We start from the raw sequence: 21584 nt of genomic DNA, 5'->3' as shown, positions 1-21584 counted from the left end.
TGGATTACGCTGACAAAGTGAATTTTGCGATACGCTTGATTTCAAGATAGCTAACACAATCAGTCACCCAGCTTATTTATCCTTCTACCAACTCAATCTTCAACTCTTCAACCTACTCTCCTCATCATGTCTCTCTCTACTCTCTCAGCCCTTTCCCCACTTGATGGACGTTACGCGTCTAAGGTGGATGCCTTACGCGCAACTTTGTCTGAAGCTGGCTTCATGCATCATCGCGTCAAAGTTGAAATCTCTTGGTTACAAGCCTTGTCTTTAGCGGGCTTTGCAGAGATCAAACCATTCTCCGCCGCTGCCAACGCTTTGTTAGATCGTATTGCGACTAATTTTTCAGAAGAGGATGCTGCGCGTATTAAGGCCATCGAAGCGGTGACCAATCATGATGTGAAAGCCGTTGAATATTGGTTGAAAGAGTCGGTTGGCTTGGCTTTACCTGATAGCTACAATCATTTGCCACAGCGCAGTTTAAACATTGCACCGGAGATTACCGCTGAATTAAAAGCTGCCGCAGAATTTATCCATTTTGCCTGTACCTCCGAAGATATCAACAACACTTCACACGGCATGATGTTAAAAACAGCCCGTGATGGCGTGATGCTGCCAGCCTTGCAAAAATTAATCGCACGCTTAACGGAAATTGCACACGACAACGCCGATGTGCCTATGCTGTCACGTACCCATGGTCAAACCGCCAGCCCAACCACCTTGGGTAAAGAAATGGCGAATGTCGTCGCACGTCTGCAACGCGCAGCGCAGCGCATCGCGCAGGTTGAAATTCTCGGCAAAATGAATGGCGCAGTCGGCAACTACAACGCACATTTGTCCGCTTACCCTAGCCACGACTGGGAAAGCTTTTCCAAAAACGTTATCGAACAGCGTTTAGGCTTAACTTACAATCCCTATACAATTCAGATCGAACCGCACGATTACATGGCCGAGATGTTTGACGCTTTTGCGCGCGCCAACACCATCTTGCTCGATTTAAATCGCGATATCTGGGGCTATATTTCAGTTGGTTATTTCAAACAAAAAACCAAAGCGGGCGAAATCGGTTCTTCCACAATGCCGCATAAAGTGAACCCTATTGATTTCGAAAATTCAGAAGGTAATTTAGGTTTGGCGAATGCCTTACTCAAGCATTTATCTGAGAAATTACCGATTTCACGTTGGCAGCGCGACCTGACCGACTCAACCGTATTGCGCAATATTGGCGTAGCGCTTGGCTATACTTTATTGGCCTACGACAGTTGTGTACGCGGTTTAAATAAATTAGAAACCAACCAAGTTCGTCTAGCGGAAGATTTAGACAATACCTGGGAAGTGTTAGCGGAGCCAGTACAAACTGTAATGCGTCGTTACGGCGTAGAAAACCCTTACGAACAGTTAAAGGAATTAACGCGTGGTAAAGGAATTTCTAAAGACGCTTTGCGTGAATTTATACTTGGTTTAAGCATCCCGCAAGATGCCAAAGACTTGCTATTGGCAATGACCCCTGCGACCTATACGGGTATTGCAGCTAAGTTAGCAAAAGCGATTTAATTCCACGCAATTGAGTTTAACGACTCAAGCAGGTTGAACCTGATAAAAAGCCTTCAGAAGTAATTCTGCAGGCTTTTTGTCTTTATACCAATGCAAAACCAAGATTGAGCGTTTTTTGAAGGTGTTGTGCAGACTTCGCTTTTTTTTGCTATATTAGTTCTACTTCGAACTAATTTTCTTTTTTAGGAGAATTTATGCAACCAGAAACTATGCAACGTTACTCAGGTAAAAGTATTTTATTGCACTGGCTGGTCGCCATCTTGATCATCGCCGCGTTTGCTTTGGGTACCTACATGACTGATTTAAAAATTAGTCCCACCAAACTGAAACTATATTCCTGGCATAAATGGGTAGGCGTGACCGTACTGGCTTTGGTTGCAATTAGATTATTAGTGCGATTATTTAACACAGCGCCTGCATATCCTAACAGTATGAAGACCTGGGAGAAACAAATAGCGAATCTGGCGCATATTACACTTTATGTCTTAATGTTCGGCGTACCGCTTTCGGGCTACCTTTACAGTTACGCCGCGGGTTTTCCTGTCGTTTATCTTGGCTTAATTGAGTTACCCGCGTTGATCACGCCTGATCCTACGATGAAAGACAGCTTCAAAGAACTGCATGAGATATTAACCAATGTAATGCTTTTACTCGTGATCTTGCATATAGCAGCCGCACTTAAACATCACTTCATCGACAGGGACAACATCTTAAAAAGAATGTTGCCCGATTTCTCCAATAAGGAATAAATATGAAAAATCTCATTCAAGCAGTTCAACTACCAGCCAGCAGAATATTCAACCCCGCTAGGCTAGCAACAAGCTTGCTTATAGCTGCCGCAACCGGTTCAGTTAGTACCTTGAGCCACGCTGCCAATGTGCAAATTGATGCACCGAAAAGTACCGTGCAAGTAATTTTCAAACAAATGAATGTGCCAGTTCAAGCGCAATTTAAAAAATTTACAGCAACTATCGACTACAACAGTGCCAAGCCCGAAAGCTCTAAAGCGCAAGTAGAAATTGATGCTAGTAGCCTGAATTTACCCGCGCCTGAATACAACGCCGAAGTATTGAAAAAAGAGTGGTTTAACGCCGCACAATTTCCAAAAGCTAGCTTCGTCTCGACATCCATGAAATCTGCAGGCGCTGGCAAATTAGATGTCACCGGCAATCTGACCATTAAAGGAAAAACGGTAGTTGCTAGCTTCCCTTTAAGCATAAAGACCGAAGGAAAGTCGGTCACTTTCGAAGGTAGTCTGCCCATCAAACGCCTAACATTCAATATTGGCGAAGGTGAATGGAAAGACACCAGCATGATCGCGGACGAAGTCATGATTAAATTTAAGGTTGTAGCGAATCAGTAAACACAAGAAATCAGTTGAGAAAATAAGCAGTAGAAGTAAAAACCAAGTATCAAGTAAAACAATCGCAGCATCCAGCACTTAAGACTTAGCACCAATTTAGTAACACCTGATCCATTTATTTTTTTAGGAGCATCACCATGAAATTATCCAAAATCGTCGCTATCGCCTTGTTCGCAGTTGCAGCACCAAGTTTCGCGCAAACTTACAAAGTTGACCCTAGCCATACTTACCCAAGTTTTGAAGCAGATCACAAAGGTATTTCTTTCTGGCGCGGTAAATTCACCAAAACAGAAGGAACGATCACTTTAGATCGTGCAGCAAAAACAGGCACAATGAACATCACGATAGACGCGAGCTCTATCGATTTCGGTCATGCAAAAATGAATGATCACGCAAAAAACAAAGATATGTTCAACGTACCACAATTCCCAACCATCACTTATGTTGGTAAATCCATGAAGTTTGATGGTGATAAATTGGTAGGCGTAGAAGGCGAATTGACCTTATTGGGCGTAACAAAACCAGTTCATTTAACCGTGAACAAATTTAAATGCATCCAAGACGGCATGACTAAAAAAGAAATCTGTGGCGCTGATGCCAGTGCAGAATTTAAGCGCTCTGATTTCGGTATGAATTTTGCGTTGAACTGGGGCTTCTCTCCAGACGTAAAATTGTCTATTCAAGTTGAAGCGGATAAAACCAACTAATAGTAGATTCACCGGATGGTTGACGCTCGTCAGCCATCCCTGTCATCTAATTTTTCTTGAGTAATTTCTCTTGTGTAGTTTCGCTTCAAAATACTCTTCAGCCTTAAGCTCATTCTCATGCTAGAAAAGCGCTACCTACGCAGCATTCGCTTACTTTCGGAATGCATGCAATCATTTGAAAAAATCTCCTCCAAACGAGTACGCTCTTTAGGTTTTACCGACTCGCAATTCGACATTATCGCAACGCTAGGCAACACCCCCGGCATGACTTGCAAAGAGCTAGGTGAAAAAACTTTGATCACGAAAGGCACACTCACTGGTGTGCTGGACAGATTGGAGCAAAAAGGATTAATTCAACGAGAGCGTGGCGAAGACCGCCGTCAATTATTTGTCAAACTAACGCCTGAGGGTGAACTGCAATTTGCTAACGCTTTTCCTGAAGTCGTAAAACAAGGGCGCGAAATTTTCAGCGAATATCAGTTAGAAGATTATGATGCGCTAGAAGCGCAACTACTAAAACTAAAATTAACATTGACACGCGCAAGTTAATAAGTAATAAGTCAGTAAATTAAAGAACTTGAATAAGGTGGTTGGCGTTTAAAATTGCATATAAAAAAAGACGGGCTTGCCCGTCTTTTTTATGTCTTTTAGCTTATTGAATTTCGAAAACCCGTTTAAGCTAACTTACCATGACATTGCTTGTACTTCTTACCGCTACCGCATGGGCACGCATCGTTACGACCGATCTTCCAACCTTGATCGACAAATGGTTCCTGAACATCATTGCCTGCAACCGGTGATGGCGCCAAGATTTCTTCCGGTGAAGCATTGGCATCAAATTCTGCATGTTGATAATGGACATTTTCAACTTGAGATTGCGCCATTTGCTGTTCGGCGGCTTCGATCTCTTCGCGAGATTGAATTCGTACTGTCACGACAATACGCACCACCTCATTTTTGATCATGTCTAGCATTTGACCAAACAACTCAAAAGCTTCACGTTTGTATTCTTGCTTAGGATTTTTCTGCGCGTAACCACGCAAATGAATACCTTGACGCAGATGATCCAAAGCCGCTAAATGTTCGCGCCAGTGGCTATCAATACTTTGCAACATTACGCTACGTTCAAAGCCTGCAAAACTTTCCTTACCGACCAGCTCAACTTTGGCATCGTAAGCTGCTTTCGCTGCAGCCACTACACGATCCAAAATGTCTTCGTCAGTTAAGTTTTTCTCGGTCTCCAATAAACTGACTAATGGCAAGTCCAAGGCCCATTCGCTTGCCAAAACTGCTTCCAGTCCCGCCAAGTCCCATTGCTCCTCGACCGTTTCATGCGGTACATATTGGCGCACCAAATCATGGAACATGCCATCGCGCAAAGACGCGATCATCTCAGACATATCATGCGCTTCGAGTAATTCATTACGCTGTTGGTAAATCACTTTACGCTGATCATTAGCAACGTCATCGTATTCCAACAATTGTTTACGAATATCGAAGTTACGTGCTTCAACTTTACGTTGTGCAGATTCAATAGAGCGACTAACGATACCGGCTTCGATAGGCTCGCCTTCCGGCATTTTCAATCTATCCATAATCGCTCGTACGCGATCACCAGCAAATATCCGCAATAAGGCGTCATCTAAAGACAGATAGAAACGGGATGAACCTGGGTCACCCTGACGACCAGAACGGCCGCGCAATTGGTTATCGACACGACGAGATTCATGACGTTCGGTACCCACGATATGTAAGCCACCAGCAGCAACGACTTGATCATGCAAGGACTGCCATTCATCGCGCAATTTTTGCGACTGCAACTGCTTCTCAGTATCAGACAAAGATTCGGATGCTTCTATCAATTGCACTTGTTTACCGACATTGCCACCCAACACGATGTCGGTGCCGCGACCCGCCATATTAGTGGCGATGGTGATCGCTTTCGGACGTCCTGCCTGCGCAATGATTTCAGCTTCACGTGCATGCTGTTTGGCATTCAAAACGTTATGCGGTAATTTCGCTTTATCTAAAATACCCGACAACAATTCAGAATTTTCAATTGAGGTTGTACCGACCAACACTGGTTGCCCACGCTCGTAGCAATCCTGAATATCCTTCAACATTGCGCCATATTTTTCTTCGGCCGACTTGTAAACCTGATCTTGTCTGTCTTTACGGGCTGATGGACGATTCGGAGGAATCACGACGGTTTCAAGGTTATAAATCTCTTGAAATTCGTAAGCTTCGGTATCCGCGGTACCTGTCATGCCCGACAGACGGGTATACATACGGAAGTAATTTTGGAAAGTGATCGACGCCAAAGTTTGGTTTTCGTTTTGAATACGAACGCCTTCTTTCGCTTCGACTGCTTGATGCAAACCATCAGACCAACGACGACCTGTCATCATACGACCGGTAAATTCATCGACGATCACGATTTCATCATTCAATACAACGTAGTGTTGATCTTTGAAGTACAAAGCATGAGCGCGCAATGCAGCATACAGATGATGTACCAAGGAGATATTCGCCGCATCATACAAAGACGCGCCTTCTGGCAATAAACCCATCTGCGTCAAAATACGTTCCGCTTTATCGTGACCGGCTTCGGTCAATAAAACTTGGTGTGATTTTTCGTCTTTCGTGTAATCACCTGGCACCTCGACCACACCTTTACCATCGGGTGTTTCTTCACCGATTTGCAAAGTTAAGAGCTTCGGTACTTCGTTAATTTTGTAATATAGCTCAGTGTGATTTTCAGCCTGACCTGAGATGATCAGCGGTGTGCGCGCCTCATCGATCAAAATCGAATCGACTTCATCGACCACAGCGAAATTCAAAGAACGCTGTACGCGATCTTTGGCTTCATACACCATATTGTCGCGCAAGTAGTCGAAACCAAATTCATTATTCGTGCCATAGGTAACGTCAGAGCCGTAGGCAACTTGTTTTGCATCGTGTTCTAGCTGAGACAAGTTGACGCCAGTCGTTAAACCCAGCCAACCATACAGTTCACCCATTTGATCGGCATCGCGTTGCGCCAAGTAGTCATTGACGGTAACGACGTGCACACCTTTACCTGACAAAGCATTCAGATAAATCGGCAAAGTCGCCATCAAGGTTTTACCTTCACCGGTACCCATTTCGGCAATTTTGCCAAAATGCAAAGCCATACCACCCATCATCTGCACGTCAAAATGGCGCATTTTCAAAACCCGCTTACTCGCTTCGCGACAAACCGCAAAGGCTTCAGGCAGTAAGGCATCTAAAGTTTCGCCTTTCGCTAAGCGCTCTTTGAATTCTGGTGTTTTGGCTTTTAATTGCTCATCAGTCAAAGCTTCCAACTTTGGCTCTAAGGCGTTAATTTCACGCACAATTTTTTGATATTGTTTCAAGAGCCGCTGGTTACGGCTACCGAATATTTTGGTCAGGAATGACATGCTTTGATTGAGTTTTGGGTTCTTAAACACTGCGAAAACCGGATCTAAATATTCAGATGAGATTCAAAACGCAGCAAATGTGATTAACTTTTTATTTTAACATGCCTGAGGTGCCTTTCCAGAAAATCCGGAGCAGCAGACAGGAAGATTAGATTGGAGTTGGTGATAAATCAGACAAAATCAAGGGTGGCCCGCGCAATTACTCTTGGAGAATTTGATAGACTTGGCAGTTTAACGCACAAGACTAGCAATTTTTGAAACGTCAGCACCGTCATTTCCAGCATTTAAAAACTTATGAGGATTTTGAGGAATGCCTTTAATTCTGACCTCAAAATGCAAATGCGCCCCAGTAGATCGGCCAGTAGAGCCAATATTTGCCACGTGTTGTCCACGTTTTACAATATCGCCAACTTTGGCGAACAGTTTTGAAGCATGGGCGTAGCGAGTAATCATATCGCCACCATGATCAATTTCCAGCATATTGCCAAACTCAGGATGATATTCGGCTGCGATCACGACACCGCCAGCCGCAGCTACGATAGGTGTACCAGTAGGCGCGGAGAAATCTAAACCCTCATGGAACGCGGTACGTCCCGAAAATGGATCAAGCCGACGTCCAAACGTCGAGGCATTGTAGCCAACGTTCACTGGGACAATAGTTGGTAGCAGCTTGGCTTGCAATTTAAAGCTCATTAATTTTGATTCAACGACATTGAAGTAGTCCGAGCGATAATTCACATCTTTTGCCAGCATATCTAAACTAGTTTGAAAATCCACCAAACTCAGATCAGTTTTACCAGAAAGCAAACTCACCTCAGCACCACCTCGTCCAGGCGACTCTTTGAAGTTGAACTCTTCAGGTTTTACCCCCGCCAAACCCTGCACACGCTCGCCCAAGGCATCTAAACGGATTAACTGCGCCTGCATCTCGCCCACTTTAACCGCCATTGCAGCGAGGTTTTCTTTCAGATATCGATCATTCGACGTCACCCCAAAACTACCACCATTTTGTAATGCAGCAGGCAAAATCGCTTTAACGAATACGGAGTCGCTTGTGCTGTAACGAGCGGTCAAATTAATGACAGTCACAGAAATAATGAACGCAAATAAAACAAATAAAGAAATGAAAATTGCCAGGTGTTTTGACGTCAGCGTCAGTGACTTGGCTTGCGTTAAACGCGAATGCATAATAATCACTTGCATTAACTGATACCCCCGTGATCAACAAGAATGAATTGTGGTAATGTGCCGACTATGCAAGCACCTCAACAACCTTATCGATTAAATATCAAGCGCGGCAAAAAGCTCGCTGATGCCAGTGGCGTCGCTTCGTTCTTACAACAAAGCGACAAATTATCACCACTGTTACCTACCATTAAGCGAAATCTTTCGCTACAAAAAGAATGCGGGAACGTACTCCCGCCGATCTTTGATGGCTGTGAAGTATTAAACCTAGCTGATGAGCAGTTAGTTCTCTCCACGCCAAATGCCTCTATTGCTAGTAAATTGAAACAGCAATTACCTAAATTGCAAGCCCATTTGCAGCAACGAGGTTGGCAGATTAACGCAATCAAGATTAAAGTACAAGTCAAACGAACTATCGAAAAACCTGTGCCTATCAAACAGGCAATATTAAGTAGTAAGGCTATTTCTGCTTTTGCCAGCTTAAAAAGTAGCCTACCGACAACGCCGCAGAATGCTGATTTGAAAGCCGCACTTGAGCGGCTATTGAGAAGAAATACTTAAAAATATGTGAGCGCAGATGGGCAAATCTAGTTCAGTGCCCACTCGCGCTGCTCTTGCTCGAAATACGAAATAGGCGCTTGAACCGCATCCTCGAAAGTAACAATCTCATAAGCATCAGGTTGAGTGAGCAATACACGCAACAATTGATTATTCAATCCATGACCTGACTTATGCGCGGTATAGCTTGCTAAAAATGGATGTCCGATCAAATACAAATCTCCAATCGCATCCAATATTTTATGCCGTACAAACTCATCGTCAAAACGTAATCCGTCAGCGTTCAAAATGCGGTACTCATCCATCACGATGGCGTTTTCTAAAGATCCTCCGCGTGCCAGACCTATACCCCGCAACATTTCCACGTCTTGCATGAAACCAAATGTACGGGCACGCGCAACGTCTTTCACGTAGGAGACTTTTTCAAAATCCACTTCGGCGGTTTGCATCGTCCCATCGACCGCAGGGTGATTAAATTCTATAAAGAAATGCAACTTGAATCCGTCGTAAGGTTCCAGCCTAGCCCATTTTTCAGACTTGCCTGTGCCCTCGCGGATCTCTACAGGCTTTAAAATCCGAATAAACTTTCGGGGCGCATTTTGCTCAGCAAAGCCAGCTTGCTGCAACAAATAGACAAATGATGAAGCTGAGCCATCCATGATCGGGATCTCTTCCGCGCTGATATCAATATAAAGATTATCAATCCCTAAGCCTGCACACGCGGATAATAAATGCTCAACGGTTGACACTTTAGCGCCATCGACCGTCAAGGTAGATGCCATCTTAGTATCGCCAATATTTAACGCCGTTGCAGGAAACACCACAGGTGGTTGCAAATCTACACGCGTAAAAATGATGCCGGTATCTATCGGAGCTGGTCGCAGAGTCAGTGTTACCTTGGTACCGGAATGGACACCGACACCTATCGTTTTCACTTCTTGCTTTATGGTTCTTTGTTTTAACATGCTGAGATTATAAATCGCAAAAGCAATTTATGCAGAAAATTACCTAGGGCCTGATAGCTGTTCCTAACGTCAAGCGAAACATCCAAAAAAAATGCGCACCACACGATGCGCATTTTTAATATCGAGCAAAATTCGATTATGCCAATTGTGCCAACATCGTTTCAGCGTTAGACACAGCGAAGTTTCCGCCTTCTTCCACATTCAAATGCTTGACCACGCCATCAACGGCAACCAATGAATAACGTTGTGAGCGTACGCCCATGCCAAACTTACTGAAGTCTGCATCTAAACCCAAAGCTTTACTGAAAGTCGCGTTGCCGTCAGCCATCATGCGTACAACACCAGTCGCTTTTTGATCACGTCCCCAAGCGCCCATAACAAAAGCGTCGTTCACAGAAATACACCAGATTTCATCCACGCCTTTTGCTTTCAAAGCGGCGGCATGTTCTACATAACCCGGTACATGTTTAGCGGAGCAAGTTGGTGTGTATGCGCCAGGCAAACCGAAGATTGCGATGGTTTTACCCTTCGTCAATTCTGCGACGTCAAAAGTATTTGGGCCTAAAGAACAGCCTTCGGATTCCACCTCAATAAACTCGGCCAGGCTACCTGCTGGTAATTTATCACCAATCTTGATGCTCATAATGAACTCCCTAAAAATGAATTAATAAGTGGACTCTCACCTGCTCAATATACGATACAGGGAAGTGTGCAAGTATGCCTTAAACAAAAGATTTCTGCAGAAAGCAAAACGCCAGTCAATTGACTGGCGTTTTGCCTGATTACTACTACGACTCAATTCTTCAGCTGAATTAATCCGCTTGCTTACGTAGGAAAGCAGGAATGTCGTAAGTCTCCATCCCATTTTTTTCCAAGGCGCGTACTTGTTCAGTAGCAGAGTGACGCCACACCGCAGGCTTAGTCAAACTATCAAAACCAGCACTGACCGAAGTCGTCGCTTTGCCTGGCGCTGCAGCAGCTACTGAAGTCGCCATCATCATAGGCTCATCATTAGTACCAGTACGTAATATCGGTGTCTGAACCAATTGAATATTTTTCTTGCCACGACCCAAGCCAGTTGCAACGACCGTCACACGAATATCATCACCCATGCTTTCGTCGTAAGCGATACCTTGAGCAATCGATGCATCTGGCGCAGCGAAAGCACGAACTGCAGCCATTACTTCTTTAATTTCTTTACCTTTCAAACCACGGCTAGCTGTTACGTTCACCAACACGCCACGTGCGCCAGACAAATCAATACCATCCAACAGTGGGGAAGCAACTGCTTGTTCTGCCGCGATACGTGCACGATCGACACCGGAAGCGGTGGCCGTTCCCATCATCGCTTTACCTTGTTCGCCCATGATCGTTTTCACGTCATTGAAGTCAACATTAATATGACCTGGAACATTAATGATTTCTGCGATACCAGCAACTGCATTATTCAGAACATTATCTGCATGACCTAACCATTCAATCATGCTGTCATCTTCGTAAATTTCTTCGAGTTTTTCATTCAAGATGATGATCAAAGAATCGACATGTTTGGACAAAGCCTCTAAGCCTTCATCTGCGATATCCATGCATTTCTTACCTTCGTAAGAAAATGGTTTGGACACAACCGCAACGGTCAATGCACCTAATTCTTTTGCGACTTGCGCGACCACAGGCGCAGCGCCAGTGCCTGTTCCGCCGCCCATACCGGCAGCGATAAATACCATGTGCGAACCGCGCAAAGCATCTTCAATTCGTGAACGGGATTCTTCCGCCAATTGACGACCTACTTCAGGTTTCATCCCAGCGCCCAAACCAGTTTCACCGATCTGTATCACATTATGTGCATTGGATTGTGTCAGCGCTTGAGCATCTGTATTTGCAGCGATAAACTCCACGCCAGAAACACCTTTGTTAATCATGTGCTGAACTGCATTACCACCTGCGCCACCGACACCAACGACTTTGATCACTGTGCCTTGCGTAGCGTTATCGACCATATCGAACTCCATCATGAATCCCCCAAGTAGGCAGTTTTCAGTCGCTAATCCTCACCCTATGTGACGCCTAGCGAATAAAAACTGTAATTCTCACTATTATAAAATGATTACAGCAAAAGTTTGTAAAAAATATGCTGTAAATCGCCCTATTTCGTCTATAAAGAAACACTATTTTTCAAAACAAAAGATGGAATTAAAAATTCCCTTGAAACCACTCCTTCATACGTTGCCAAACTGCGTTTGCCGAACCTGCTTGGCGCGTCACAATATGACCTCGTAAGTACTGCTTTTTTGCTTCCAACAACAAACCTAATACTGTCGCATAACGCGGGCTGCGCACGACATCGGCGAGCTGACCTGAGTAAGCTGGCATCCCTAAACGCGCAGGTTTTAAGAAAATGTCTTCCGCCATTTCTACCATGCCTTGCATCGTCGATGAGCCACCAGTCAATACAATGCCAGATGACAAAACATCTTCGTAACCAGATTCACGCACCACTTGATGCACTAAGGCGAACAACTCTTCAACACGTGGTTCTATCACCGCCGCCAAGGCTTGACGAGATAATGAACGTGGGCCGCGATCACCTAAACCCGGCACTTCCAAAGTATCGGCGGGATCGGCCAACACTTGCTTAGCAACGCCAAAACGAATTTTGATTTCTTCCGCTTCGGAAGTCGGTGTGCGCAATGCCATCGCAATATCGTTGGTAATCTGATCGCCCGCAATTGGAATCACGGCGGTATGGCGTATAGAACCTTCGCTAAATACGGCAACATCAGTGGTACCGCCACCGATATCAATCAACACGACGCCTAATTCTTTTTCATCATTGGTCAATACTGCATCGGCTGACGCCATCGGTTGCAGAATCAAATCCGATACTTCTAAACCGCAACGACGCACACACTTCACGATGTTTTGAACGGCTGACACCGCACCAGTCACGATATGCACTTTAACTTCAAGACGAATACCACTCATGCCTATAGGCTCGCGCACATCGTCTTGGCTATCAACGATAAATTCTTGTGGCAAAGTGTGGAGTAGTTGCTGATCAGTTGGAATATTCACCGCTTTCGCCGTTTCAATCACACGCGACACATCAGTCGCAGTGACTTCCTTATCTTTAATCGCCACCATACCGCTGGAATTAAAACTACGAATATGGCTGCCGGCGATACCCGTGTAGACAGTGCGAATCTTGCAGTCAGCCATCAACTCAGCTTCTTCCAAAGCGCGCTGTATCGATTCAACAGTCGCTTCGATATTGACGACCACACCTTTCTTCAAACCTTTCGATTCATGTTGACCTAAACCGATTACTTCGTGACGACCATCTGGCATCACTTCAGCAACGACCGCCACAATTTTTGATGTCCCAATATCGAGGCCAACAATCAGGTTTTTTGCGTCTTTTGTCATAGTCTTCCACTTACTTATATTAAGGTACTCGTTACAATCCGAATGACACTCGTTTGCTCTTACTTTTGCCCTTGCTTTTACTCTTTTTGCTCTACTTGTTTCGCTATGTTTGCGACTACTACTATGCTTACTTACGATTCGATGCGACTGACTGATTACTAGTTTTTAACGCCAGTCCGTTCGGATAGCGCATATCCACACTCACAATACTGCCCTGTAATCTAGTTACCAACTGCGGATAGACCTTAATCAACTGATCGACCCTTTTTTTCAAGGCATTGACTTCCTGCACTTTACCCAACTCAACTTGCAAACCATTATTTAACTTGACGCTCCAAGCATAACGGCTTGAGTATTGAACCGCTTCTGGCTCCAAATTTAAACTAGCAAACCATTGCTTAAATTGTAGATACTGCGCCACCACTTCTTTTTCACTACCTTCAGGTCCAGAGAATCCTATTAATTGCACGTCCTCTTCCGCTTCAGCCAAGTTCGCGGTAAAGACATCGCCTGCGACTGAAATCAGACGGCCATCTTCGCCCCACGTTCCCAATACATCATGCTCTTCAAGCTGCACCACTAAAGTGTCAGGCCAAACTCTTTGCACACTAGCTTTGCGCACCCAAGGCACCGATTCAAACGCCTGCTTTACTTCTTCCAAATTGGTCGTAAAAAAATTACCTGTAATTTTGGGCACTGCCTGATCTCGTATAGTCAAGGTATTCACATGCCTTAACTCATTCTGCTTTACCCCCGCCTTTTCACTTTCCACACGAACCACTTGCAAAGCGAACACCGGACGATGAATCAGCCACCACACACCCGACACCAACATGGCAAGCAACACGATGCTAAATAAAACATTGGCGGTTGCATTGAGCAATTTTGCGTCTTGCCACATAAATTCTCTTACACTCTTTCGCGCAACAAATTATTGAGAATCTGCTGCGATTTTCAATCGCGCGGTCTTCAATATCTCAACACAAACATCTTCATAACTCATGCCAGCCGCCTTCGCTGCCATCGGTACCAAAGAATGACCCGTCATACCTGGTGAAGTATTAATCTCAATCAAAAATGGTTTGTTATCATGCGCCCGCAACAACACATCAATCCGCGCCCAGCCTTCACAATTCACCGCGCGATAAGCATCCTCGCACATCCGTTGAATCTCTACAGTTAAATTCTCATCCAAAGGCGCCGGGCACAAATACTTCGTGTCGTCTGTGAAATATTTATTTTGATAATCGTAGTTACCTTCTGGTGCCACAATTTCAATCACAGGTAATGCACGTGCGCCAGCGCCGCGACCTAATACAGCGACAGTCAATTCACGCCCTTGAATAAATTCTTCGGCCAATACTTCTTCGTCAAACTGCGCAGCCAGTTGATAAGCCGCTGGCAAAGCCTCATCTGCAGTCACTTTCGTAATGCCTATCGTAGAACCTTCGTGCGGTGGTTTCACGATTAATGGCAAACCAAGTTCTTGTGTCACTTGCGCCAAATTACTATCAGCGTTCAGTACCGCATATTTCGGCGTTGTAAGCTGATGATAGAGCCAGATTTTTTTCGTAAAAATCTTGTCCATCGCGACCGAAGAGGCCATGACACCGCTACCGGTGTAAGGTATGCCCAGTTGTTCTAATGCGCCTTGCAAACTACCATCTTCACCATAACGACCATGCAATGCGATAAATACGCGATCAAATTTTTCAGCAGCCAGCTCCGCTAAGCTGCGTTCCGCTGGGTCAAATCCATGTGCATCAATGCCGCGACTTTTTAGAGCATTCAAGACACCAGTACCGGACATGATGGATACTTCACGCTCTGCTGAACGACCACCAAATAACACGCCAACTTTGCCTAATTCTTTCATCTTGCGTCCATTCAATTCAATAATATTTACGGTGACTATTCTTATATCTATTTACGGTCACTGATTCGCCAGTTTACCTGGCACCGCACTAATGGAACCAGCGCCCATCACGATCAACACATCGCCATCATGTAACATACCAAGCAATGCATGCGGCATGTCCTGCATCTGTTCAACAAAAATAGGTTCAACCTTACCGAGCACACGCAAAGCACGTGTCATGGCACGGCCATCAGCAGCAACAATTGGCGCTTCGCCAGCAGCATAAACTTCTGCTAAAACTACCGCATCCGCAGTCGAAATCACTTTCACAAAATCTTCAAACAAGTCACGAGTGCGGGTATAACGATGCGGCTGAAATGCCAACACTAAACGACGACCTGGATAGGCACCACGCGCCGCGGCTAAAGTCGCCGCCATTTCTACCGGATGATGTCCATAATCATCGACTAGTGCAAAGCTACCACCACTTGCTAACGAGATCTCGCCATAGCGTGTAAAGCGACGCCCCACGCCATTAAATTCACTTAAAGCTTTTTGCGTCGCACTGTCTTCAACGCCCACTTCGCGCGCAATCGCGATCGCAGCGCAGGCATTTTGCACATTGTGCATACCCGGCTGATTTAAACTCACCTGCATATCTTCATAGCCTTTTTGCACCACCGTGAAATGCATCTTGCCATTTGCAGCTGTCGCATTCACCGCGCGCACTTCAGCTTCTTCATGAAAACCATAGGTAACAATGGTCTTAGTAATTCTTGGCATGATTTCACGGATATTCGGATCATCCATGCACAACATAGCAACACCATAAAAAGGCAGACGTTGAGTAAAGTCGACAAAGGCTTGTTTTAATTTTGAAAAATCATGATCATAGGTCTCCATATGATCCGCATCGATGTTGGTAATCACTTCTATCATGGGTAACAAATTGAGGAATGAGGCATCGGATTCATCCGCCTCAGCCACAATATACTGGCCACTACCGAGCCGCGCATTAGCCCCAGCACTATTCAACAAACCGCCGATCACAAAGGTAGGATCTAAACCACCTTCTGCCAAAATACTCGCAACCAGACTGGTAGTCGTTGTCTTGCCGTGTGTACCAGCAATTGCGATACCACTTTTTAGACGCATCAACTCGGTCAACATCAAAGCACGCGGCACGATAGGAATATGTTTTTCGCGAGCAGCGATCACTTCTGGATTATCAGCCTTGACGGCAGTTGAGGTGACTACCGCATCGGCGCCTTCAATATTTTCAGCGGCATGACCTACGGTTACTTTTGCACCCAAACTTGCTAAACGCTGTGAAGCCACATTGCTGCTTAAATCCGAACCGGAAATCACATAGCCCAGATTTAATAGCACTTCGGCGATGCCACTCATACCTGAGCCACCGATACCAACAAAATGTAAGTGCTTCACTTTATGTTTCATAATATTTCTCTACTACTTTCTCAACAATTTTTTACTTAGTTATTTCATACTCAGTTAGTTTTATTAACCAGTGCTTCTAGAATCTCCGCGATTGTCGCGCTCGCATCGCGCTTACCTAATTCATAGGCTTTGCTCGCGAACTGCAAACAACGTTCACGATTCATACTTTGTATCAGCGCCGCTAAACTTTCCGCATTCAATTCTGATTGAGGCAAATGTACGGCACCACCGGCCTCACTTAGCCAAGTTGCATTGGCTCTTTGATGCGAAGTACTGGATGCAACTAGCGGTACCAACACACTGGCAACACCCGCCGCCGTCAATTCCGATACAGTAATGGCACCAGCGCGGCAAATCACCAGATCAGCCTCTGCATAACGACGCGGCATATCATGAATAAAATCCAAGACCTCCGCTTGCACCCCATTTTTTTGGTAACGCTGACGCAAATCATTGACGTGCTGCTTACCCGATTGATGCGTAATCAGTGGGCGTTGTGCTTCAGGAATTAGGGCTAATGCATCTGGCACAGCCTCATTCAAAACACGCGCACCCAAACTGCCGCCCACTACCAAAATTTTTAATGGCCCTTGATGTTGCGCATAACGTTGCTGTGGCAAATCCAGATTACTAATTTCGTGACGGATAGGATTGCCCGTGAATACAAATTTGCGCTCTTGCATAGGTGCGTTGGAAGGCAAACCAAACATCAATTTTTTCGCGAACGGTTTCAGTGTTTTATTCGATAAAAGCAAAGGCGCATCCGCATTCATCAAAACTAATGGCTTGCCCATCAATGCGCTACTCACGCCGCCCGGCACAGTCACATACCCCCCCATACCAAGAACCACATCGGGTCTACGTATTCTGACGATATCAATGCAAGAAAAAAAACTTGCTACCAATTTATAGGCACCCGTCAAACTGTGTTTCCAACCTTTACCGCGTAGTCCAGTGAAATCGAGCTGATCCATGGTGATGCCATGCTTGGCCACAATTTCCGCTTCCATGCCGGTCTTGGTTCCTAGCCATGAAACACTCCAGCCACGAGTCTGCATTTCATCAGCGATCGCTAAACCGGGGAAAATATGTCCACCTGTACCAGCAGCCATAATCATTAAATGTTTTTTCACTTTGCTTGAATTCGTCATACTCGTCCTCCGCGCATCATGAGTCGATTTTCATAATCGATACGAAGTAGGAGGGTTAAACCTATACAATTAATTAAAACACCGGAACCGCCATAACTCATCAAAGGTAAAGTTAAACCTTTGGTCGGCAGCAATCCTAAATTCACACCCATATTGATAAACGTCTGGACACCGATCCAGATACCAATGCCTTTTGCTGCTAAGCCTGCAAAAGTTGCATCAAGCACGATGGCTTGACGCCCGATATCAAATGCGCGTTTCACTATCCAATAAAACAAAAAAATTACCGTAACGACGCCGACAAAACCAAGCTCTTCACCAATCACGGCTAATAAAAAGTCAGTATGTGCTTCTGGTAAGTAATGCAGTTTCTCAACGCTAGCGCCCAAACCAACGCCAAACAATTCACCGCGGCCAAATGCGATCAAGGAATGTGTCAACTGATACGCTTTACCTAAGGCATTGTCTTCTTCAAAAGGATTCAAATAAGCGAAAATACGTTCACGGCGCCATGGTGATAACAGAATGACTGAAGCAAAAATCCCTACCAAAGTCGTTGCAATACCACCGAACCAAATACCGTTAATCCCACCTAAAAACAAAATCCCCATTGCGATACAAACGATCACACCAAATGCGCCGAGATCAGGCTCCAATAACAGTAGCAAACCCAATACAGCCACCGTCACCATCATAGGCAAAAAGCCCTTGGTCAATTTATGCATGTACTCTTGCTTACGGACGGTATAATCGGCCGCATACAAGACCATAAATAATTTCATCAACTCTGAAGGCTGTAGATTAAACACTTTGAACGACAACCAACGCTTCGCGCCATTCACGCCTTTTCCTAAACCTGGTATCAATACCAACAGCAACAGCGCTAAAGTAAAAATAAATAAATAAGGTGCTGCTTTTTGCCAATCTTCGACTTTCACTCTAAAAATGATAAAACTCATCAAAATAGAGAAACTCACAAACATCGCCTGACGCACTAAAAAATGATTATTCTTATAGTTGGCATACTTAGGTGAATCCGGCAACGAGATCGATGCTGAGTACACCATCACCATACCGAACACCATCAAGATCAAAGTCACCCACACCAAAGCTTGGTCATACTCCATCATTTTTGAACGCTGAACAAAATGAGTTCGGGTCTGACTATTGCCAGACGAACGCCATAGGTTCAAATTCAGGAGTAGCTGTTTCATCAGCAAATCTCACCACGGTTTAATGCGATATCACGCACCGCGTCAACAAACACTTGAGCGCGATGAGCGTAATTCTTAAACATATCCAAGCTCGCGCAAGCTGGCGACAACAAAACGATATCGCCTTCTTGTGCGGATTCGCCCGCACTCGCTACCGCCTGCTCCAAACTATCAAAACTATGCATCGCTACGGAGGTGATCTCCAATGCCGTTTGAATCTCAGGCGCATCTTTACCAATCAGCAAAACGGTTTTGACATACCGCGATACTGGTTCCGCCAAAGGAGAAAAATCTTGACCTTTGCCATCACCGCCGGCAATCAAAATAATTCGCTTTTCTGAACCGCCGCGCTCTTCACCGAGTCCTTTTAATGCAGCAACGGTAGCGCCTACATTTGTGCCCTTGCTATCATCAAAATAATCAACGCCACTAATCGTCGCTACTAACTCCACTCTATGTGGCTCACCTTTGTACTCGCGCAAGCCATGTAATAACGGTGCTAATGGAAGTCCAATTCCGCGACACAAAGCTAAAGCCGCTAATGCATTACTCGCATTGTGCTGCCCCCGTATCTTTAACGCATCGGCCGGCATCAATCGCGTAATCGTAACTGGGATGTCGACGATTTCCTTTTTGCGCTTGCGCGATGCAGGCAATTCATCTTGATCCGCATTTGCCACTGCCAACCAAGTCATCCCTTGTTCATTCAACAAACCAAATTCACCGTCGTGTTGCGGCGCACGGCAAGAGAAACTGACAAAGTTACCATCGGCGCCTTGCATTGCCATTACTTGCTCGTCGTCCCGATTGAGCAAACGTAAAGTTGTAGCACCAAAAATTTTGGCTTTGTCTGCGCAATAGCTCTTCATATCGCCATGCCAATCCAAGTGATCTTGCGTCACATTCAGCACAGTCGCGACATCAGGATTAAGACTTACATTGGTATGGAGCTGAAAACTCGATAACTCCAAAACCCAGACTTGGGGCAAAGTTTCTGTCGTGATGCAATCACATAAAACATCGAGCATCGCTGGACTAATATTGCCGGCGACTTTGACACTCATGCCCGCACGTGCGCATAATTGTCCAGTCAAACTGGTTACGGTTGTCTTGCCATTGGTACCTGTAATCGCAATAATTTTTGGTACGTAGTTGGTCGTCACTTTCAAGTCAGCCAAGGCTTGTGCAAACAATTCAACTTCACCCCAGATTGGCAAATTCAATTCCTGAGCACGCTGCAAAATGATTTGCAATTCACCCTGAGGTGATAAACCGGGACTAAGAACGACCAGATCGACACCATCGACCTGTTCAGCTAGAAACTTGCCACCCAAAAATTCGGCCTCAGGCGCTATATCTTTTAAAGCAGGCAAACGCTCAGGATTTGCACGCGTATCGATAACCCGCAAGCGTGCGCCACAGCGCGACAACCAGCGTGCCATCGCCAAACCGGATTCACCCAGTCCGACGATCAATACCTGCTTATTCAATAAATCCGAGGAGTTCATACTTAACCCTATTTACCGCAATTTCAATGACGACAAACCTAACAACACTAACAACATCGTAATGATCCAAAAACGCACGACTACTTGCGTCTCCTTCCAACCTTTTTGTTCAAAATGATGATGCAATGGAGCCATCAAAAACAAGCGTTTACCTACGCCATATTTTTTCTTAGTGAACTTAAAATAAGTCACTTGCAGCATCACGGAAAAAGTCTCCACGACAAAAATGCCACCCATGATGAACAGCACCACTTCTTGACGCACAATGACGGCTACCGTACCCAGTGCACCGCCTAGAGCTAAAGCACCTACATCACCCATAAACACTTGCGCCGGATGGGCGTTAAACCACAAGAATGCCAAGCCAGCGCCTGCCATCGCACCGCAGAAAATTAAGAGTTCCCCCGCACCAGAAATGTAAGGAATCAACAAATACTTAGAGTAACCAACATGCCCTGTTAAGTAAGCAAAAATACCTAATGCCGAACCCACCATAATGGTCGGCATAATCGCCAGACCATCCAAGCCGTCGGTCAAATTCACGGCATTACTAGTACCAACAATCACACAAAAAGTTAAGGCAATAAATCCCCAAACGCCGAGCGGATAATTAAAAGTTTTGAAAAACGGAATAATCAAATCCGCCTTCGGTGGCAAATCCATGCTGAAACCAGATTGCACCCAAGCTAAAAATAATTCCATTACTTTGGTATTGGTTGGTGCCGACACAGAAAACGCCAAATACACCGCAGCCACAATACCAATCAAAGATTGCCAGAAAAATTTCTCACGGGATGCCATACCGTTTGGATCACGATAAACCACCTTGCGATAATCATCTACCCAGCCGATCGCACCAAAACCCAAAGTCACAATCAACACTACCCACACAAATCGATTGCTCAGATCTGACCACAACAAAGTTGAAATCCCGATCGAGATCAACACCAAAGCACCACCCATCGTCGGTGTACCAGATTTAATTAAATGGGTTTGTGGGCCATCGGTACGTACTGCCTGCCCCACTTTTAAACGCGTAAGCATACGAATCACGGCAGGCCCCGCGAGCAAACCTATCGAGATCGCCGTCATCGTCGCAAAAACCGCACGGAAAGTAATAAATCCGAATACGCGGAAGAAGCTGATGTCTTGTTTAAAAAGCTCCGCCAACCAAAGCAACATAATATTTTTCCCTAATTT

At 45.1% G+C, this 21584-nt stretch carries 19 protein-coding genes; 6 read left to right on the top strand and 13 right to left on the bottom strand.

Annotated features, from left to right (window positions below):
* Window positions 1-126 precede the first annotated feature (126 nt).
* From purB to ACFFJH_RS10600, 5 genes are all read left to right on the top strand, one after another.
* A complete protein-coding gene (gene purB, locus ACFFJH_RS10620) occupies window positions 127-1554 on the top strand; it encodes an adenylosuccinate lyase (RefSeq protein ID WP_390212326.1) in 1428 nt (475 codons plus the stop codon).
* Between the two features lie 209 nt (window positions 1555-1763).
* On the top strand, window positions 1764-2303 hold the full coding sequence (locus ACFFJH_RS10615) for a cytochrome b (RefSeq protein ID WP_390212430.1): 540 nt from the start codon (window positions 1764-1766) through the stop codon (window positions 2301-2303).
* Between the two features lie 2 nt (window positions 2304-2305).
* Complete coding sequence (locus ACFFJH_RS10610; RefSeq protein WP_390212324.1) at window positions 2306-2917, top strand: YceI family protein; 612 nt, start codon at window positions 2306-2308, stop codon at window positions 2915-2917.
* Between the two features lie 137 nt (window positions 2918-3054).
* The gene (locus tag ACFFJH_RS10605; RefSeq protein WP_390212323.1) at window positions 3055-3624 is read left to right on the top strand and encodes a YceI family protein; all 570 of its coding nucleotides are present in this window, start codon (window positions 3055-3057) and stop codon (window positions 3622-3624) included.
* 165 nt (window positions 3625-3789) lie between these two features.
* Entirely contained in the window at window positions 3790-4173 is a 384-nt protein-coding gene (locus ACFFJH_RS10600) for a MarR family winged helix-turn-helix transcriptional regulator (RefSeq protein WP_390212321.1), read from the top strand.
* A gap of 125 nt (window positions 4174-4298) precedes the next feature.
* Here the strand turns inward: ACFFJH_RS10600 and secA are convergent, their stop codons facing one another.
* Entirely contained in the window at window positions 4299-7064 is a 2766-nt protein-coding gene (secA, locus tag ACFFJH_RS10595) for a preprotein translocase subunit SecA (RefSeq protein WP_390212319.1), read from the bottom strand.
* 231 nt (window positions 7065-7295) lie between these two features.
* Window positions 7296-8267 (bottom strand): M23 family metallopeptidase, encoded by a 972-nt coding sequence (locus ACFFJH_RS10590; protein WP_390212317.1) that lies wholly within the window; start codon window positions 8265-8267, stop codon window positions 7296-7298.
* A gap of 51 nt (window positions 8268-8318) precedes the next feature.
* Between ACFFJH_RS10590 and ACFFJH_RS10585 the strand changes: the two genes are divergently transcribed.
* On the top strand, window positions 8319-8810 hold the full coding sequence (locus ACFFJH_RS10585; RefSeq protein ID WP_390212315.1) for a DciA family protein: 492 nt from the start codon (window positions 8319-8321) through the stop codon (window positions 8808-8810).
* Between the two features lie 26 nt (window positions 8811-8836).
* On the opposite strand, the gene lpxC is transcribed toward ACFFJH_RS10585, so the two are convergent.
* The 11 genes from lpxC to mraY form a co-directional block, all read right to left on the bottom strand.
* Window positions 8837-9772 (bottom strand): UDP-3-O-acyl-N-acetylglucosamine deacetylase, encoded by a 936-nt coding sequence (gene lpxC, locus ACFFJH_RS10580; protein WP_390212313.1) that lies wholly within the window; start codon window positions 9770-9772, stop codon window positions 8837-8839.
* A 136-nt stretch (window positions 9773-9908) separates the two neighbouring features.
* Window positions 9909-10415 (bottom strand): peroxiredoxin, encoded by a 507-nt coding sequence (locus ACFFJH_RS10575; protein ID WP_390212312.1) that lies wholly within the window; start codon window positions 10413-10415, stop codon window positions 9909-9911.
* Between the two features lie 169 nt (window positions 10416-10584).
* Entirely contained in the window at window positions 10585-11781 is a 1197-nt protein-coding gene (gene ftsZ / locus ACFFJH_RS10570; RefSeq protein ID WP_390212427.1) for a cell division protein FtsZ, read from the bottom strand.
* 181 nt (window positions 11782-11962) lie between these two features.
* A complete protein-coding gene (ftsA, locus tag ACFFJH_RS10565; protein ID WP_390212309.1) occupies window positions 11963-13195 on the bottom strand; it encodes a cell division protein FtsA in 1233 nt (410 codons plus the stop codon).
* Between the two features lie 127 nt (window positions 13196-13322).
* Window positions 13323-14096 carry a cell division protein FtsQ/DivIB gene (locus ACFFJH_RS10560; RefSeq protein ID WP_390212307.1) on the bottom strand — a complete coding sequence of 258 codons (774 nt, stop codon included), beginning with the start codon at window positions 14094-14096 and terminating at the stop codon, window positions 13323-13325.
* A gap of 30 nt (window positions 14097-14126) precedes the next feature.
* Entirely contained in the window at window positions 14127-15071 is a 945-nt protein-coding gene (locus ACFFJH_RS10555; protein WP_390212306.1) for a D-alanine--D-alanine ligase, read from the bottom strand.
* 57 nt (window positions 15072-15128) lie between these two features.
* Window positions 15129-16511: a UDP-N-acetylmuramate--L-alanine ligase gene (gene murC, locus ACFFJH_RS10550; RefSeq protein ID WP_390212303.1), complete on the bottom strand. Its 1383-nt coding sequence runs from the start codon at window positions 16509-16511 to the stop codon at window positions 15129-15131.
* Window positions 16512-16561: 50 nt separating this feature from the next.
* Window positions 16562-17662, bottom strand: a complete 1101-nt coding sequence (murG, locus tag ACFFJH_RS10545; protein ID WP_390212302.1) for an undecaprenyldiphospho-muramoylpentapeptide beta-N-acetylglucosaminyltransferase — start codon at window positions 17660-17662, stop codon at window positions 16562-16564.
* Window positions 17659-18792, bottom strand: coding sequence for a putative lipid II flippase FtsW (ftsW, locus tag ACFFJH_RS10540; protein WP_390212426.1), 1134 nt, complete (start codon window positions 18790-18792; stop codon window positions 17659-17661). Before ftsW ends, murG begins: the two co-directional genes overlap by 4 nt.
* Before the next feature lie 83 nt (window positions 18793-18875).
* Window positions 18876-20384 carry a UDP-N-acetylmuramoyl-L-alanine--D-glutamate ligase gene (gene murD, locus ACFFJH_RS10535; protein ID WP_390212300.1) on the bottom strand — a complete coding sequence of 503 codons (1509 nt, stop codon included), beginning with the start codon at window positions 20382-20384 and terminating at the stop codon, window positions 18876-18878.
* A 12-nt stretch (window positions 20385-20396) separates the two neighbouring features.
* On the bottom strand, window positions 20397-21566 hold the full coding sequence (mraY, locus tag ACFFJH_RS10530) for a phospho-N-acetylmuramoyl-pentapeptide-transferase (protein WP_390212298.1): 1170 nt from the start codon (window positions 21564-21566) through the stop codon (window positions 20397-20399).
* Between the last annotated feature and the right edge of the window lie 18 nt (window positions 21567-21584).

It is taken from the genome of Affinundibacterium danionis, from assembly GCF_042432465.1.
Taxonomy (GTDB): Bacteria; Pseudomonadota; Gammaproteobacteria; order Burkholderiales; family Burkholderiaceae_D; genus Undibacterium; species Undibacterium danionis.
Note: the sequence above shows the minus strand (reverse complement) of the source record. Positions and strands in the feature narration are given on the sequence as shown.

Coding starts and splice junctions, on each gene's coding strand:
- purB (WP_390212326.1), top strand. CDS start 127: ATGTCTCTCTCTACTCTCTCAGCCCTTTCCCCACTTGATGGACGTTAC.
- ACFFJH_RS10615 (WP_390212430.1), top strand. CDS start 1,764: ATGCAACGTTACTCAGGTAAAAGTATTTTATTGCACTGGCTGGTCGCC.
- ACFFJH_RS10610 (WP_390212324.1), top strand. CDS start 2,306: ATGAAAAATCTCATTCAAGCAGTTCAACTACCAGCCAGCAGAATATTC.
- ACFFJH_RS10605 (WP_390212323.1), top strand. CDS start 3,055: ATGAAATTATCCAAAATCGTCGCTATCGCCTTGTTCGCAGTTGCAGCA.
- ACFFJH_RS10600 (WP_390212321.1), top strand. CDS start 3,790: ATGCAATCATTTGAAAAAATCTCCTCCAAACGAGTACGCTCTTTAGGT.
- secA (WP_390212319.1), bottom strand. CDS start 7,064: ATGTCATTCCTGACCAAAATATTCGGTAGCCGTAACCAGCGGCTCTTG.
- ACFFJH_RS10590 (WP_390212317.1), bottom strand. CDS start 8,267: ATGCAAGTGATTATTATGCATTCGCGTTTAACGCAAGCCAAGTCACTG.
- ACFFJH_RS10585 (WP_390212315.1), top strand. CDS start 8,319: ATGCAAGCACCTCAACAACCTTATCGATTAAATATCAAGCGCGGCAAA.
- lpxC (WP_390212313.1), bottom strand. CDS start 9,772: ATGTTAAAACAAAGAACCATAAAGCAAGAAGTGAAAACGATAGGTGTC.
- ACFFJH_RS10575 (WP_390212312.1), bottom strand. CDS start 10,415: ATGAGCATCAAGATTGGTGATAAATTACCAGCAGGTAGCCTGGCCGAG.
- ftsZ (WP_390212427.1), bottom strand. CDS start 11,781: ATGGAGTTCGATATGGTCGATAACGCTACGCAAGGCACAGTGATCAAA.
- ftsA (WP_390212309.1), bottom strand. CDS start 13,195: ATGACAAAAGACGCAAAAAACCTGATTGTTGGCCTCGATATTGGGACA.
- ACFFJH_RS10560 (WP_390212307.1), bottom strand. CDS start 14,096: ATGTGGCAAGACGCAAAATTGCTCAATGCAACCGCCAATGTTTTATTT.
- ACFFJH_RS10555 (WP_390212306.1), bottom strand. CDS start 15,071: ATGAAAGAATTAGGCAAAGTTGGCGTGTTATTTGGTGGTCGTTCAGCA.
- murC (WP_390212303.1), bottom strand. CDS start 16,511: ATGAAACATAAAGTGAAGCACTTACATTTTGTTGGTATCGGTGGCTCA.
- murG (WP_390212302.1), bottom strand. CDS start 17,662: ATGACGAATTCAAGCAAAGTGAAAAAACATTTAATGATTATGGCTGCT.
- ftsW (WP_390212426.1), bottom strand. CDS start 18,792: ATGATGGAGTATGACCAAGCTTTGGTGTGGGTGACTTTGATCTTGATG.
- murD (WP_390212300.1), bottom strand. CDS start 20,384: ATGAACTCCTCGGATTTATTGAATAAGCAGGTATTGATCGTCGGACTG.
- mraY (WP_390212298.1), bottom strand. CDS start 21,566: ATGTTGCTTTGGTTGGCGGAGCTTTTTAAACAAGACATCAGCTTCTTC.